Annotated in this window: 17 protein-coding genes and 4 tRNA genes; 6 read left to right on the top strand and 15 right to left on the bottom strand. The window is 64.5% G+C overall.

What is annotated here, in order from left to right:
* Nucleotides 1-27: 27 nt before the first annotated feature.
* Nucleotides 28-411, bottom strand: a complete 384-nt coding sequence (locus FBY20_RS05930) for a thioredoxin family protein (RefSeq protein ID WP_056321223.1) — start codon at nucleotides 409-411, stop codon at nucleotides 28-30.
* A 63-nt stretch (nucleotides 412-474) separates the two neighbouring features.
* On the opposite strand from FBY20_RS05930, the gene FBY20_RS05925 reads away from it, so the two are divergent.
* The 3 genes from FBY20_RS05925 to FBY20_RS05915 all read left to right on the top strand — a co-directional run bounded on the left by FBY20_RS05925 (nucleotide 475) and on the right by FBY20_RS05915 (nucleotide 3,144).
* Nucleotides 475-1,284, top strand: a complete 810-nt coding sequence (locus FBY20_RS05925) for an EI24 domain-containing protein (protein ID WP_056321226.1) — start codon at nucleotides 475-477, stop codon at nucleotides 1,282-1,284.
* A gap of 31 nt (nucleotides 1,285-1,315) precedes the next feature.
* Nucleotides 1,316-2,131, top strand: coding sequence for a molybdopterin-binding protein (locus FBY20_RS05920; protein WP_142050690.1), 816 nt, complete (start codon nucleotides 1,316-1,318; stop codon nucleotides 2,129-2,131).
* A gap of 149 nt (nucleotides 2,132-2,280) precedes the next feature.
* Nucleotides 2,281-3,144, top strand: a complete 864-nt coding sequence (locus tag FBY20_RS05915) for an IclR family transcriptional regulator (RefSeq protein ID WP_056321230.1) — start codon at nucleotides 2,281-2,283, stop codon at nucleotides 3,142-3,144.
* Nucleotides 3,145-3,249: 105 nt separating this feature from the next.
* On the opposite strand, the gene FBY20_RS05910 is transcribed toward FBY20_RS05915, so the two are convergent.
* Nucleotides 3,250-4,227, bottom strand: coding sequence for a tripartite tricarboxylate transporter substrate binding protein BugD (locus tag FBY20_RS05910; protein WP_142050687.1), 978 nt, complete (start codon nucleotides 4,225-4,227; stop codon nucleotides 3,250-3,252).
* A gap of 382 nt (nucleotides 4,228-4,609) precedes the next feature.
* Here FBY20_RS05910 and phaP point away from each other — a divergent pair, with 382 nt between their 5' ends.
* A complete protein-coding gene (phaP, locus tag FBY20_RS05905) occupies nucleotides 4,610-5,188 on the top strand; it encodes a TIGR01841 family phasin (RefSeq protein ID WP_056321236.1) in 579 nt (192 codons plus the stop codon).
* Nucleotides 5,189-5,332: 144 nt separating this feature from the next.
* On the opposite strand, the gene FBY20_RS05900 is transcribed toward phaP, so the two are convergent.
* The 5 genes from FBY20_RS05900 to FBY20_RS05880 form a co-directional block, all read right to left on the bottom strand.
* The gene (locus tag FBY20_RS05900) at nucleotides 5,333-6,376 is read right to left on the bottom strand and encodes a quinone-dependent dihydroorotate dehydrogenase (protein WP_142050684.1); all 1,044 of its coding nucleotides are present in this window, start codon (nucleotides 6,374-6,376) and stop codon (nucleotides 5,333-5,335) included.
* A gap of 64 nt (nucleotides 6,377-6,440) precedes the next feature.
* The gene (locus FBY20_RS05895) at nucleotides 6,441-7,178 is read right to left on the bottom strand and encodes an arginyltransferase (RefSeq protein ID WP_142050682.1); all 738 of its coding nucleotides are present in this window, start codon (nucleotides 7,176-7,178) and stop codon (nucleotides 6,441-6,443) included.
* 82 nt (nucleotides 7,179-7,260) lie between these two features.
* Nucleotides 7,261-8,031 carry a leucyl/phenylalanyl-tRNA--protein transferase gene (aat, locus tag FBY20_RS05890; RefSeq protein ID WP_142050679.1) on the bottom strand — a complete coding sequence of 257 codons (771 nt, stop codon included), beginning with the start codon at nucleotides 8,029-8,031 and terminating at the stop codon, nucleotides 7,261-7,263.
* Nucleotides 8,028-8,609 (bottom strand): NUDIX hydrolase, encoded by a 582-nt coding sequence (locus FBY20_RS05885; protein WP_142050677.1) that lies wholly within the window; start codon nucleotides 8,607-8,609, stop codon nucleotides 8,028-8,030. The genes aat and FBY20_RS05885 overlap by 4 nt, the downstream gene beginning before the upstream one ends.
* Before the next feature lie 10 nt (nucleotides 8,610-8,619).
* Nucleotides 8,620-9,552: a LysR family transcriptional regulator gene (locus FBY20_RS05880; protein WP_056321249.1), complete on the bottom strand. Its 933-nt coding sequence runs from the start codon at nucleotides 9,550-9,552 to the stop codon at nucleotides 8,620-8,622.
* 131 nt (nucleotides 9,553-9,683) lie between these two features.
* Here FBY20_RS05880 and FBY20_RS05875 point away from each other — a divergent pair, with 131 nt between their 5' ends.
* A complete protein-coding gene (locus tag FBY20_RS05875; protein ID WP_142050674.1) occupies nucleotides 9,684-10,085 on the top strand; it encodes a DoxX family protein in 402 nt (133 codons plus the stop codon).
* Nucleotides 10,086-10,095: 10 nt separating this feature from the next.
* Here the strand turns inward: FBY20_RS05875 and FBY20_RS05870 are convergent, their stop codons facing one another.
* The 6 genes from FBY20_RS05870 to FBY20_RS05845 form a co-directional block, all read right to left on the bottom strand.
* Nucleotides 10,096-10,695 (bottom strand): DUF2946 family protein, encoded by a 600-nt coding sequence (locus tag FBY20_RS05870; RefSeq protein ID WP_142050671.1) that lies wholly within the window; start codon nucleotides 10,693-10,695, stop codon nucleotides 10,096-10,098.
* A gap of 4 nt (nucleotides 10,696-10,699) precedes the next feature.
* Nucleotides 10,700-11,035 (bottom strand): hypothetical protein, encoded by a 336-nt coding sequence (locus tag FBY20_RS05865; protein WP_056321257.1) that lies wholly within the window; start codon nucleotides 11,033-11,035, stop codon nucleotides 10,700-10,702.
* 100 nt (nucleotides 11,036-11,135) lie between these two features.
* Nucleotides 11,136-11,209: transfer RNA gene (locus FBY20_RS05860), tRNA-Cys, on the bottom strand.
* A 55-nt stretch (nucleotides 11,210-11,264) separates the two neighbouring features.
* Nucleotides 11,265-11,340, bottom strand: a tRNA-Gly gene (locus tag FBY20_RS05855).
* 137 nt (nucleotides 11,341-11,477) lie between these two features.
* A tRNA-Gly gene (locus FBY20_RS05850) sits at nucleotides 11,478-11,553 on the bottom strand.
* Nucleotides 11,554-11,767: 214 nt separating this feature from the next.
* A tRNA-Gly gene (locus tag FBY20_RS05845) sits at nucleotides 11,768-11,843 on the bottom strand.
* A gap of 205 nt (nucleotides 11,844-12,048) precedes the next feature.
* Between FBY20_RS05845 and murB the strand changes: the two genes are divergently transcribed.
* Nucleotides 12,049-13,092, top strand: a complete 1,044-nt coding sequence (gene murB, locus FBY20_RS05840; RefSeq protein ID WP_142050668.1) for a UDP-N-acetylmuramate dehydrogenase — start codon at nucleotides 12,049-12,051, stop codon at nucleotides 13,090-13,092.
* Nucleotides 13,093-13,155: 63 nt separating this feature from the next.
* Here the strand turns inward: murB and dapB are convergent, their stop codons facing one another.
* A complete protein-coding gene (gene dapB, locus FBY20_RS05835) occupies nucleotides 13,156-13,947 on the bottom strand; it encodes a 4-hydroxy-tetrahydrodipicolinate reductase (RefSeq protein ID WP_056321266.1) in 792 nt (263 codons plus the stop codon).
* A 16-nt stretch (nucleotides 13,948-13,963) separates the two neighbouring features.
* Nucleotides 13,964-14,500, bottom strand: a complete 537-nt coding sequence (locus FBY20_RS05830) for an outer membrane protein assembly factor BamE (protein ID WP_142050665.1) — start codon at nucleotides 14,498-14,500, stop codon at nucleotides 13,964-13,966.
* Nucleotides 14,501-14,579 lie beyond the last annotated feature (79 nt).

Here is a 14,579-nt window from a genome sequence, read left to right as displayed (position 1 = left end):
CGGGTTTTTTGTTGGGCGCGACGCGCGTCAGGCGGCCAGCATCCGGGGCAGATCGGGCAGGGCGGTGTTCACGGCAGCGCTCTCTGCATTCAGGCTTGCCAGAAGACGCTCCAGATGGCCGATGTGCGGCAGCATGGGGCCGTAGAACACGACGCGATCACCGATCTGCACCAATAGGGTCGGGAAGTTTTCGACGTCCACGTCGCCCAGCAGTTCGGCGTGGTCCTCGATGTCGATCCACGCAAAGACATGCTGCGGCATTGCGTCGGCCAAGGCTTGCAGCTTGGGCTTGTATTCTTCGCAGGTGTCGCACCAGGCGGCGCAGAAGCAGGCGATGAGCCAGGCGCCGGGCGTGGCGTCCAGCCGCGCGCGCAGCGGGGCAAGATCGGTACCGGGGGTGAGCAGTGACATGTGAGCGGATCGGGGCGGGTTTGACTATGATACCCGGGTTGTTCACCCCTCACTTCGACTGCCATGACCGCTCTGCGTACTGATCCTCCCACCCCCGGGAACGGCCGCCTGTCCGGCGCCGGCGCGGGCGCGGTAAGCGTGGGCCAGGCGTTCAAGCGCGCGCTCGTGTCGCAGTGCCACCCGACCATGCTGTTCGCGGTGTTGCTGCCCTTTCTGATCGCGCTGGTTGGCGCGATCCTGCTGCTCTGGTTTTTCTGGACGCCCCTGACCGACTGGCTGCGCGCCGAGGTCTCGCACTGGGATGTCGTCAATCGCGTTGACGAATGGCTGGTCGCGGTGGGCCTGTTCTCGCTCAAGATCTGGCTGATTCCCGTCATCGCCGCAGCCATCCTGCTGCCGGTGTCCGGCATCCTGGGGTTGGCCATCGCCGCCGTGTTCGTCATGCCGCTGGTGTTGCGCCACGTCGGTCAGCGTGAATATTCCACCGTCGCCCGCCGCGGCAAGTATTCGACGGCGGTCAGCGTGTGGAACGCGGTGTGGGTGTCCGCCGCCTTTGCCGCCGGCTGGGTGTTGACGCTGCCCCTCTGGCTGGTGCCGCCCATGGCCGTGGTGCTGTCGATCTTCTGGTGGGCCTTTGCGTTCTCGCGCATGATGCGCGTGGACGCCATCGTCGAACACGCCAGCCCAGAGGAACGCAAGCTGATCCTGGAACGGAACAACGGCGGCTTCTGGAGCATCGGCCTGATTTGCTCGCTCTTGAACCTGCTGCCGCCCGCGTGGATTATCCTGCCGGTGTTTTCCGCCCTGGTCTATGCGCATTACGGCCTGGAAGCTCTGAAGCGCCTGCGGCAGGACCGCGTCATCGACGTCTGACCGGCGTCATTTCTCACCTTTGGAATTGGACATGGCTGCAGAATCCACCGCCCGCCGTATCGGTCTCATCATCGTCGGCGATGAAATCCTGTCGGGACGACGTCAGGACAAGCATTTTTCCAAGATCGTCGAGATGCTGGGCGCGCGCGGCATGCATCTGAGCTGGGCCGAATTCCTGCCTGACGAGCGCGACCGCCTGGTGGACGCCTACAAGCGCAGCTTCGCCACCGGCGATGTCGTGTTTTCGTGTGGCGGCATTGGCGGCACGCCGGACGACCATACCCGCCAGGCCGCGGCCGCCGCGCTGGGCCTGCCGCTGGCGCTGCACCCGGAAGCCGAAGCCGCCATCGCGCTGCGCACCCGGGAAATGGCCGAGAAAGGCCAAGGCACCGCCGATATGAGCGCGCCCGAAAATCAGCAGCGCTTGCAGATGGGCATGTTCCCCGAAGGCTGCGAGATCGTTCCCAACCCTTACAACCGGATCCCCGGCTTCTTCATCAAGGACCACACCTTCGTGCCGGGCTTTCCCGTCATGGCGTGGCCGATGCTGGAATGGACCCTGGACACGCGATATCGTGCGCTGCAGCATGTGCGCGTTCATGCCGAACACTCGTTCCTGGTTTTCAGCATGCCGGAATCACGCATCACGCCGTCGATGGTCAGCGTGGAATCCCGCTGGCCCGGCGTGCGCGCCTTCAGCCTGCCCAGCGTCGGCGAGGCGGGCGGAATGCCCCACATCGAGCTCGGCGTGAAGGGCGATCCCGAGGCAGCGGCCGAGGCGCTGGAGTTTTTGCGGGCGGAAGTGCTGCGCCTGGGCGGTAAGCTGGCGCCCCCGGCGGCAGCCTGACCGGGGTGCCGGCGGGACACCGCCGGTTGCACTGCCCGATCAAATTCTGATTGCAAAACCGGCTCGTAAATTTCACAATACGGGAAAGAACCGCTTGCTGCAGTGCCGCAACGCACCCCCGTGCGGGGCGGCGCCAGCCCAAATCTTCCATGGCCCGTCTTCCAACGCCCCGCAATCCCCTGGACGCCGAAACCGAAGGCGCGTCCGCTCATCCGATCGCCATTCAGGTCATCGAACGCGCCATGCGGCTGCTCGACGCCCTGGCGGCGCAGCCTGATCCGGTCACGCTCAAAGAGCTGTCGGCGACCACCGGCCTGCACGCGTCCACCGCGCACCGCATCCTGAACGATCTCGTGGTGGGCCGCTACGTCGAGCGCGTCGACAACGGCCTGTATCAGCTCGGCATGCGCCTCCTGGAGCTGGGCTCGCTGGTGAAGGGACGCCTGAACGTGCGCGAGGCCGCCATTCCCGCCATGCGGTCGCTTCACAAGCTGACGGGGCAGACGATCAATCTTTCCGTCCAGCAGGGCGACGAGATCGTCTATATCGACCGCGCCTGGAGCGAACGCTCCGGCATGCAGGTCGTGCGGGCCATCGGCGGCCGGGCGCCGCTGCACCTGACCTCCACCGGCAAGCTGTTCCTGTCCACGGGCGACACGCGTCAGGTGCGGGCCTATGCGCTGCGCACGGGGCTTGCCGGCCACACGCGCAACAGCCTGACCGATCTGGACAAGCTCGAACGCGAACTCGCCCTGGTGCGCCGCCATGGCTATGCGCGCGACAACGAAGAACTGGAACTCGGGGTGCGCTGCATCGCCGCCGGTATCTTCGATGACACCGGCAAACTGGTGGCGGGGCTGTCCATCTCCGCGCCGGCCGAACGCTTGCAGGACGACTGGATCAAGGCGCTGGTCGATACGGCTGCCAGCATTTCCGAGGCCTTGGGCTACGAGCCCTCGGTTTCCACCGGCTTCAACGGCCTGGGCATGGCGGCCGAAGCGATGCGCCCGTAGCGCAGTGCCTGGCCCCAAATACGAAAGCCCCCGAGAGGGGGCTTTCGTTTTTCAGGCATTGCCGCCCGAGGCCGCCACGGTCGTGGACGGCCCCATGGGCTGCGCTTATTGCTTTTCGATGCCGGCCTTCTTGAACAGCTCGGCCCATTGCGGGACTTGCTGCTTGACCTTCGCGGTCAGCGCGTCGGGGTTGGCTTCCGAAGTCAGCACGGTGGCGCCCAGCTGCTTCATGCGTTCCTGGAACTTGGGATCGGCCAGGCCTGCCTGCAGGCTCTTGACCAGCTTGTCCACGACGGGCTTGGGCGTGCCCTTCGGCACCCACATGCCATGCCAGATGCCCACTTCGAAGCCCTTGTAGCCGGACTCGTCCATGGTCGGCAGCTTGGGCAGGGTGGGAACGCGCTGCAGGCTGGTCACGGCGTAGGCCTTCACCTTGCCGGCCTCGATCTGTTGCGTCGTGTTGGTGGTCTGGTCGCACATCAGATCGACCTGCTTGCCCAGGAGGTCGTTCATGGCGGGCGCGGTGCCCTTGTACGGGATGGTCAGCAGTTGAACGCCCAGCGCTTCCACCAGCATGGTGCCGCACAGGTGGCTGGCGGCGCCGATGCCCGCGTTGGCCAGCGACACCTTGTCCTTGTTCTTTTTGACGTAGTCCGCCAGCTCGGCGATGTTGTTGGGCGGGAAGTCCGAGCGCGCGACGATCGTCATCGGCACGTCGACCACCAGGCCGATCGGTTCGAAGCTGGTAAAGGGGTCGTACCCCGGATTCTTGTAGAGCGAAGGCGCGGTCGAGAAGCCGGCGTGCATCAACAGGATGGAATAGCCGTCCGGCTGCGCGCGGGCGACCTGGGTCGTGCCGATGGTGCCGCCGGCGCCGCCCTTGTTTTCGACCACGACCGTCTGGCCCAGGCTGGTGCGCATGGCTTCCGCGAGAGAGCGGGCGACGTTGTCGGTCGGGCCGCCTGCAGCGAACGGCACCACCATGTTGATGGGGCGTTCCGGGTATTCCGCGTGCGCGGCGCCGGCCGCGAACAGGGCACCGGCCGCGAGCAGGGCCGAAAGCGTGCGGGGTATCAGGGTCATGAGGTCTCCGATTGCAGGGTTTTGCTTGCTGCGATTTAGTTATCAACCGCTGACATGTATTTGGTATTTGTCTGTCATCAGCGTGAAAGCAGTGTAGAAAAGAATTGATACCGCGTCATGTCCGGTATTTCCCGAGTTCTGGGAAATCATTGAGCGCAATCAAGCCGGGCAAAGCGCCGCACCGATAAAGTGCAAACACTTGTTGCGCCGCACAAAAAGCGCTTGACAAGTTTTTTACCGAGTCTAGAATGGCAATTGTGCAGTGCATCAAACGGGCCGGCGGTAGCTTGTAGTACCAGTTTCCGCGCACGTTTATTTATTTCGTCGCAGACAACCATCCTTATTGCCGGACAGCCTCCGGCTACCCTGAGAGGAGCATTCTATGAGCGCAATCCCGCAACAAGTCCTGGACCGCCAGAAGGCCAGCATCAACACCATCGTGGCTGCCCAGTCCGCCGTTTTCGCCGGCTTTGAAAAGCTGGTCGAACTGAACCTGAAGGTCGTGAAGGCCACCCTGGACGAAGTCGCCCAGAAGTCGCAGCAAGCTTCCGAAGTGAAGGATCCCCAGGAAGCCGCCGCGTTTGCCACCGGCCTGCTGCAACCGGGGGCCGAAAAGGCCCTGGCCTACACCAAGCACGTGTATGACATCGTTGCCGGCGTGCAAGGCAGCCTGGTCAAGCTGACCGAAGAACAGATCGCCGAAAGCCAGCAGCAGCTGAGCGAAGCCGTCGACCAGTTCTCCAAGAACGCCCCGACCGGTTCCGAAAGCGCCGTCGCCCTGATCAAGTCCTCGCTGGCCACCGCGACCAGCGCCTACGATTCGATGACCAAGGCCGCCAAGCAGGCCGCCGAAGTCGCCGAGTCGAACCTGAATGCCGCCGCCAACGCGACCTTCAAGGCTGCCACGGACGCTGCCGATGCAGCCACCAAGGTCGCCAGCCGCAGCCGCCGCAGCGCCTAAGTATTTGGCGCACGGTGCTGCGCGAATCGCAGTAATGTAGTACTGTTGAGTGACAGAGCAGAGCTGGAATTAGGGCCACCCACAGGGTGGCCCCTTTTTTTGCCTGCGTTTTGTGGGGCAGGCTTTGTCGGGCAGGTTCCGTGGTCAGCGGCGCGCCACGGCGCGCACGCATTCGCCGACCAGCCCCGGGCCGCGGTAGATCAGGCCCGTGTAGAGCTGCACCGCATCGGCGCCGGCGTCCATCTTTTCGCGGGCTTGCTGGCCAGACAGCACGCCGCCCACGCCGATGATGGCAAGGCTATTGCCCAGCCGCTCCTTCAGGCGGCGGATCACCGCCAGCGACAATTCATGCACGGGCGCGCCGGACAGGCCGCCTGCCTCTTGCGCGTGGGCCTGGCCTTGCACCGCGTCGCGCGACAGCGTGGTGTTGGTGGCGATGACGCCGTCGATGCCGTGGCGCGGCAGGATCTCGGCGATGGCGTCGATTTGCTCCTGCGTCAGGTCCGGCGCAATCTTCACCGCCATCGGCACACGACGCTGGTGCTGGTCCTCCAATGCGCGGCGCTTGTCGGCCAACTGCCCGAGCAGGGCGGAGAGCTCGTCGCCGCTTTGCAGGGCGCGCAGATTCTTGGTGTTGGGCGACGAGATGTTCACGGTGACGTAGTCGGCATGCGGGTACACCCCGTCCAGACCGATCAGGTAGTCGTCCGCCGCGCGTTCGATGGGGGTATCCGCGTTCTTGCCGATGTTCAGGCCCAGGATCCCGCCCTGTTTGCGCCACGTGCTGCGTTGCACGTTGGCCAGGAACGCTTCCAGTCCCTGGTTGTTGAAGCCCAGCCGGTTGATCAGCGCATTGGCGCGCGGCAGGCGGAACATGCGGGGCTTGGGGTTGCCGGGCTGCGCGCGCGGCGTGACCGTGCCGACCTCGATGAAGCCGAAGCCCAGGTTGCCCAGCGCGTCGATATAGGCGCCGTTCTTGTCCAGGCCGGCGGCCAGCCCGATCGGGTTGGCCATCTGCATCCCCATCAGCGTGCAGGGCGCCTTGGGTTGCGCGTGCATGAGCTTGCGCGTGGCGCCGCACTCATAGGCGCGCTGCAGGCCCGACAAGGTGACTTCGTGGGCGGTTTCCGCGTCCATGGCGAACAGCGCCGGGCGGGCCAGGGGGTAGGCGTGAAAGAGGATAGACATGGGGCGGAATTGTAGAGCGATTTGATGTGTCCCCGCCGCTCATGGACCCACCCGGAAGGTCTGTTCAGGCGGGCGGCCGCTCGGGCGTGTCGCGCCATTGCCCGTCGACCAGGAACTGCGCCGGTCGGAAGGCCGATTTATAGGACATTTTCCGGCTGTCCGCGATCCAGTACCCCAGATAGAGCCAGGGCAGGTTCAGTGCGCGGCATTGTTCGACCTGCCAGAGGATGCTGTAGGTGCCCAGGCCGTCGGCAATGTCCGGGTCATAAAACGTGTAGACCGAGGACAGGCCATCGTCCAGCACGTCGATGATGGACACCATCACCAGCACCCCTTCGGCGCTCCGGAACTCGACCAGCCGCGTGTTGACGCGGCTGGTGAGCAGGAACTGCGCGTACTGGGTGCGGCTGTCTTCGTCCATGCCTCCGCCCGGATGCCGGCCCTGCTGGTAGCGCGTGTAGAGCCGGTAGTGCTCGGGCGACCATGCAAGTTCGGCCACGAACGACTGCAGATGCTGATGATTGCGCCACGCGCGGCGCTGGCTGCGATTGGGGGCGAAGGCGGCCGCGTCCACGCGCACGGGGATACAGGCCTGGCAGTTGTCGCAATGGGGACGATAGGTAAAGAGTCCGCTGCGGCGAAAGCCCTGTTCCACCAGTTGCGAATACGTGCCCGCGTTGATCAGATGGCCGGGCGCGGCAACCTGCGACCGGGCCTGGCGACCCGGCAGATAACTGCACGGGTAGGGAGCGGTTGCATAGAACTGCAGCGTGGAGAAGGGAAGTTCTTTCAGCTGGCTCATGGGAGCTGGCTCATTGGCGCTGTCGCATGGAATATCCCTTGACGGCGGCGGGCCCGGGACAGGAATCGCTCCATATTAACGCTTAACTCGGGCGGCAATCCGTCCCCTCGGGTGTGTCCGGATGCAGCGTTCCCTGCGTATCCAACCTGCCGCGGGACCACGCGATGCCGGGTTGCATCGTGGCCTGGCGGACATGCCGCAGAAAGCGTTCGCGCGGCAGGGGGCGTGCGCCCATGCTGGCCAGATGGCGCGTCTGTTGCTGGCAGTCGATCCACTCGACGCCCTGCGCCTCCAGGTGGCGAACCAGATGCGCCAGCGCGATCTTGGAGGCGTTCGGGACACGGGAGAACATGGATTCGCCAAAGAACATGCGGCCCAGGCTGATGCCGTACAGGCCGCCCGCCAACTCGCCGTCGATCCAGGTTTCGATACTGTGCACGACCCCGGCCTCATGCCACTGCCGGTAAGCCTCTTGCATGGCCGCCGTGATCCACGTGCCGGGCTGTCCGTCGCGGGGCGCGGCGCAGGCCGCCATGACCTGCGCAAACACGGTGTCGACCCGCACCTGCACCCTCGGCGCCGGGTCTTGCTCGCGCGCGGCGATCTGCCGCAGCAGCTTGCGCAGCGAGTGCGACGGCGCGAAATCCCTCACGCGCAGCACCATCCGCGGATCCGGGCTCCACCACAGAACGGGTTCGCCTTCCGAGTACCACGGAAAGATGCCGTTGGAATACGCCTGGGTAAGCCGTTCCGGGGACAGATCGGCGCCTGCGGCCAGCAGGCCGTCCGGATCCGTCAGCGCGAATTCCGCAGGGGGAAACGGGGTGTCGGCGGCCAGCCAGGGCAGTTTCAACGGTGAGATTCGAGGGTGTAGTGATGAGGACCGAACGTGCCGCGTTTGCGGTCCTCGAAAAACAGGCGCAGGGTGCTTGCCACAGTGCGGAACGCCAGGTCGTCCCAGGGGATCTCGGCTTCGTCGTACCAGCGCGCTTCAAGGCTCTCCGGGCCGGGGTCCAGTTCGGGACCCACCGCCTGCGCCAGATAGAACACGTGCACCTGCTCGATCTGCGGCACGTCGATGATGGTGTAGATGTCGCCCAGCTGGATCTTGGCGCCGGATTCTTCCAGCGTTTCGCGCGCGGCGCCCTGCGCGGTGCTCTCGCCCAGCTCCATGAAGCCGGCGGGCAGCGTCCACGTGTTGTAGCGCGGCTCGATCGCGCGCAGGCAGAGCAGCACGCGGTTTTCCCAGACGGGCACGGTGCCGACCACCAGCCGAGGATTCTGGTAATGGATCGCCCCGCAGTGATCGCAGATGTCGCGCTCGCGGTTGTCGCCTTCCGGCACGCGGCGGTTTACCGGCATGCCGCACTGGCTGCAAAAGAGGGAACGGCGCGGGGCGGGAAAGTATACGAGGGGCGATTTGGCGGTCATGGGTACGATTCTAACGGCTGCGGCGGGTCGTGGCGCGCCGTCCCGGCGGCGTGGGCGCGGGGCTGCCGAATCGGGCTTCCAGGTGTTCCACGAACGACCGCACCTTGGGCGACAGGAAGCGGCGGTGCGGGTAGACGGCGACCATGGAGATGGGGGTGTGGGCGTAGCCGGTCAGCAAGGCGGTAAGGCGTCCGGCGCGAATGTCGTCGCCCACCAGGAATTCCGGTTGCAGGATGATCCCGTGGCCGGCCAGCGCGGCGGTGCGCAGCACGTCGCCATTATTGGCCCGCAGCGCCGCATTCACGCGCACCAGGTGCGTCACGCCATCCTTTTCGAAATGCCATTCGTTGCCCGTGCTTGCGTAGGCGTAGTGCAGGCAGCGATGCTGCTTCAGGTCTTCAGGCACGGCAGGGGCGCCGTGGCGTTGCAGGTACGAGGGCGCCGCGCAAACCAGCAGTTGCTGCGGCGCCAGCGGCCGGGCCACCAGCGATGAATCCACCAGCGGGCCGATGCGCACTGCGACGTCGTAGCCGTCCTCGACCAGATCCACCACGCGATCGTTCAGGTCCAGGTCGATCACCACGTCCGGATAGCGCTGCAGGTACTCGGCAATCGCCGGTCCCAGATGCAGGATGCCGAAGGACACGGGGGCGCTGACCCGCAACCGCCCGCTGGGCCGCTGGCCTTCCGCCTGTAGCGACAGTTCCAGATCGGCGACCTCGGCCAGGATGGGCCGGACCCGCTCGTAGAAGGCGCGCCCGGCATCGGTCATGCTCAGCTTGCGGGTGGTGCGGTTAAGGAGGCGCACGCCGTACTTCTGCTCCAGATAGGCAATCTGCCGCGTGACCACGGAGCGCGCCTGGCCCATCTTGTCGGCGGCCGCCGCGAATGAACCCAGTTCAACGACCTTGGCGTAGGTCTGCATGGCGGTGTGGGTGTCCAAGATTGTTTCCTATCGAGGAACAATAATTTGCAATTCTGCATGTTTATCTTTGTTTTTGGAATCGCAAGAATACGGCTCCATGAAGGTTCGCCCCGTTTTGAGCGATCCGTTTCTGCACAAGGATGATTGCAATGATTGATTCCCGTACCGCGCCGTATGCGGCACTGCTCCTGCGCGTGGCGCTGGGCGTGATGTTCCTGGCCCACGGCCTGACCAAGCTGCTGGTCTTCACGCTGCCCGGCACGGCGCAGTTTTTCACGAAGATCGGCTTTGCCGGCTGGTTGGCCTATCCCGTGACGTTCTTTGAGGTGGTGGGCGGCATTCTGCTGATTTTGGGCGTGGTGCCGCGCTGGGTGGCCGCCATCGCCGTGGTGCAGCTCTTCGCTGCGTCGACGGTTCACTTCGGCAACGGCTGGGGATTCGGCAACCCGGGCGGCGGCTGGGAATATCCCATCTTCCTGACCGTCGCGGCTGCCGTGCTGGCGCTGCTGGGCGACGGCAAGTTCGCCCTGGTCAAGAGCGGCCGGCGCTGAACGCGCTTTTTCAGCCCGCGCCGGCGTGCGGCGCGGGGTCGAACGCCAGGCGATCGGCAACGTCCGCCTGCGCAATCGAATGCAGCGGCGCGGCCCCATAAACGCCTGGCCATGCCACGCTGATCGACTGGCCGGGCGTCAAGCCGGCCAGCGCGTCCATCAGGGGCGCGCCCGCAGCCGTCTGCAGGGTTTCGAGCAGCGGCTGCAGATCGCGGTCCAGCACAATGCCGGCGCCCAGGGGCGTCGATGCGAAGAGCCGGCCTGCATCATCCAGCCACCACCCGGTGACCGAGCCGACGGCCGCATCGGTGTGCGTGACGAGGCCGCGATTGTCATCGGCCAGGCGCAACACATAAGGCGCCGCGTCCAACCGCACGAAGACGCGCTGCGGCCCGTTCTGGAAAAACCAGCGGCCCACATCGTCATGGTCGAAATTGCGGCCGATGAATTCCAGGATCTGCGTATTGGTGATCGGCTCGCCCGGCCCGCCTTCGTTGGCCTGACCTTGCGGATGAAGGCGCCAACGCCCGCGCGCATCGAGCGACAGCCAGCCGTACACCGCCGGCACATTGGGCCAGCGGGCGAGGGCGTCTTTCACCGATTGATCCATGGTGTTATGGGCGTATGACGATGGTGGGCGAGATGACGATGCCAGGCTGAACGGGCATCACAGGCACGGCCACGGGCTGCGGCGCGTAGCCATACGCATAGTCGTCGCGGCATTTGCGCTTTTCGCTGTAGTCGCCATTGCGCTTCCACTTGCGCTCGACCTTACAGGCGCCATCCCAGTACTTTTCCTTGTACTCGCCACCTTTGTGGCGGTGGTGATGGTGCTTGTCGTGCGCCTCCGCGGCAAGGGGCGCAAGTGCGATCAACGCGGCGGCGGACAGGCTCAGGAAAGCGGGGCAGGTAGCAAAGCGGCGCGGGTGCGATTCCGGGATGTTGTGCATGGACTCATCGTTCAAATGAAAACGGGGTCACCATAACAATCATCCGGCTAACCGGGCGTAGGGATGGGTAACGAGATGCAGGGGGGAGGGAGAAAGATGCTGGAGGCGCAAGCCGGAATCGAACCGACGTACACGGATTTGCAATCCGCTGCATAACCACTCTGCCATTGCGCCAGCACTTGCAAGAAAAAAGGAAGCGCGGTGTGTGCCGTTGCTTCCTCTTTGTATTTGGAGCGGGAGACGAGTCTCGAACTCGCGACCTCAACCTTGGCAAGGTTGCGCTCTACCAACTGAGCTACTCCCGCTTGGGGTACTGCTTTGCTGTACTACTTTGCTACTGCTTTATTTGCTTTTAGTGAAAGCCTGTATTGGTATCAGGGCTGTTCAGCAAAGAAAGCGATTGTACATGCTTTTAAGGGTCTTTGCACTGCAGACCGAAATCTGGAGCGGGAGACGAGTCTCGAACTCGCGACCTCAACCTTGGCAAGGTTGCGCTCTACCAACTGAGCTACTCCCGCATTTGCACACTGACCGCATCGCTGAGGGTCCGTTTGAATCTTGAGAATTCTGGCGGCTGGCCGATCAGCGAGGCGAGAGTATACATTAATTTTTTCATCCATCAAGCCGATGCGCCTGCGTTGGCGAACCCGGTGTTTCAGGCATGAAAAAAGGGCCTTTCGGCCCTTGCTTTCAACGATTTGCAGCATTGAAAAAACGCTGCAGACCAAAATCTGGAGCGGGAGACGAGTCTCGAACTCGCGACCTCAACCTTGGCAAGGTTGCGCTCTACCAACTGAGCTACTCCCGCATTGGTTCCGTAAACTGCCCAGAACCGCTTTTCTTATTCACGCTGATCAACTTGGTTATCGATCAGAAGGCGCGCAGTCTAGCACGATTTTTTGAGCTTGTCCTGAGCCGGTCTGGCTGGCTGCGATTTACGCTGTAAATCGGGTCAAGCACTCAATCAAGTAAACTGAGCGAAGACAGAAACTATAGCATACCTCGTAGCACTCATGTCAAATTCCTTCGCGGGATCCGCGCCCGATTCCTTGTCTCCGTCCGTGCAGGACCTCACTGGTCTGAATACGTTGGGACTGGCATCCCGGGCCGATGCGTTCGTCGCGCTGCGCGAGCCCGCGCAATTGCCCGCGTTGTCCGCCCTGGCGCAAACGGCGCCGTCGTTGCTCGTGCTGGGCGGCGGCAGCAACGTGGTGCTGCGCGAGCGCGTGCCGGGCCTGGTTGCCCGCGTGGCCTTCCAAGGTGTGCGGCTGCTGGAATCGCGGCCGGACGCGTGGATCGTCGAAGCCGCGGGGGGCGAAAGCTGGCATGGATTCGTATCGGCCTGCGTCGCGCAGGGATGGGATGGCCTGGAAAATCTGGCGTTGATCCCCGGCACCGTGGGCGCGGCGCCCGTGCAGAACATCGGCGCCTATGGCGTCGAGCTGCAGGAACGCCTTCACAGCCTGACGGCCTGGGATGTGCGCGAGGCGCGCTTTGTGGAAATGCAGGCGGCCGATTGCCGGTTCTCGTACCGCGACAGCGTGTTCAAGCATGATGCGCCCGGGCGCTGGATCATCGTGAGCGTGCGCTTTGCGTTGCCGCGGCCGTGGCGGCCGGTGCTGGCATATCCCGATCTGCAACGCCATCCGCGGCTGTCGGGCGCATCGCCCAGCGCGCGCGATGTCTTCGATGCGGTGTGCGAGATCCGGCGCGCCAAGCTGCCCGATCCCGCGGTCACGGGCAATGCCGGCAGCTTCTTCAAGAATCCCATCGTGCCGGCCGCGCAGCGTGACGCGTTGGCGCAGCGCTTTCCTGGCCTGGTGTCGTACGCGCAGGCGGACGGCCGGTTCAAGCTGGCCGCAGGCTGGCTGATCGATCAGTGCGGCTGGAAGGGAAGGGCGCTGGGGGCGGCGGGCGTGCATGATCGCCAGGCGCTCGTGCTCGTCAATCGCGGGGGCGCCACCGCCGCGGACATCATGGGATTGGCGCGCGCGGTGCAGGATGCGGTGGCCGATCGCTATGGCGTGCGCCTGGAGCCCGAGCCGGTCGTGGTGTGACCGGGCAGGCTTTCCGGAATGAAAAAAGGACCCCGCGGGGTCCTTTGCTTTTGGCGCCGGAAATTACAGCCCCAGCACGGACTGCATGTCGTAAAGACCGTTGGTCTTGCCCTCGAGGAAGCGCGCAGCGCGCAGCGCGCCTTCGGCGTAAGTGGCCCGGCTGGACGAGCGGTGTGTGATCTCGATGCGCTCGCCGATGCCGCAGAACGACACCGTGTGATCGCCAACGATATCGCCGCCGCGCAGCACCGAAAAACCGATGGTGCCGGGCTTGCGCACGCCGGTGTCGCCGTGGCGGCTCCAGGTGGCAACGTCGGGCAGCGCGACGTCCCAGGCCGACGCGATGGTCTCGCCCATCTTCAGAGCCGTGCCGGAAGGCGCATCGACCTTGTTGCGGTGATGGGCTTCGAACACTTCGACGTCGTAGCCGGCGTTCAGGATGCGGGCCGCCATGTCCAGCAGCTTGAGCGTCGCGTTGACGCCCACGCTCATGTTGGGGGCGAACACGATGGCGGTCTTTTGCGCGGCAACCTCGATTGCGGCGCGGCCGTTGTCGTCAAACCCGGTGGTGCCGATGACGGCCTTCACGCCGTGCTTCACGCAAGCCTGCAGATGCTTGAGCGTGCCTTCCGGACGGGTGAAATCGATGAGGCAGTCAGCGCCGGCAAGCGCGTCCAGGTCGTCGGTGATGGCAACCCCGGTCTGCTTGCCCAGCGTGGCGCCGGCATCGCGGCCCAGCGCGGCCGAGCCCGGCACGTCCAGCGCAACGGCCAGTTCCAGGCCGTCGGCCTTCAGGATGGCCTCGATCAACATCTGGCCCATGCGGCCGTTTGCGCCGGCGATAGCAATACGCATAAAAAAGTCCTTGGATTTAACGCAGCGGCTCGGGTGAGATGCCGGGCTGGCCCGGGTACTGGTTGAGCGGGCTGGCGGGTGCATCGGCGTCGCGCTTCTGTTCGTCCTGCTCTTCCTCGGCGCGGGCTTCGTCCCGGGCCAGGCGCTTGTCGGTCTTTTCGTCGGCAACGGCGTCCGGCGTGTTGATCTGGTAGGGCTGCAGATCGGGCTGCTTGTCGCCTTCCCAGCGCGTGAGACGGTCGTTTTCGAACCAGACGGTGAACTTGCGCTCTTGCGGGTTGCCGTAGCCCGGCTTGAAGTAGTACGGGTAGTCCCAGCGATTGGCGTGCAGCACGCTGGTGAGCGTGGGGCTGCCGAGCGCGAAGCGGACTTGTTCACGGGTCATGCCGGGCTGGAGCAGCGCAACCTGTTCCTGCGTGATCCAGTTACCCTGCTGGACCGGCGCCTTGTACGGGAAGCCCCATTTGTTCGAGGTGCAGCCCGCCAAGGCAACGGCCAGGGCGGCAACGGCCAAACCGGTCTTCAGTGAGCGGGAGGGAATACGTGCAAACATGGACACTACGCGCCCCTATTATTTGGAAGCAAGCAAAACCGTTATCATAAAGGTTTCATAAGGATAGTTCCGCGAGGCG

It is taken from the genome of Achromobacter sp. SLBN-14, assembly GCF_006715415.1.
Classification (GTDB): Bacteria; Pseudomonadota; Gammaproteobacteria; order Burkholderiales; family Burkholderiaceae_B; genus Achromobacter; species Achromobacter mucicolens.
This window is presented reverse-complemented; position numbering and strand designations above follow the sequence as displayed.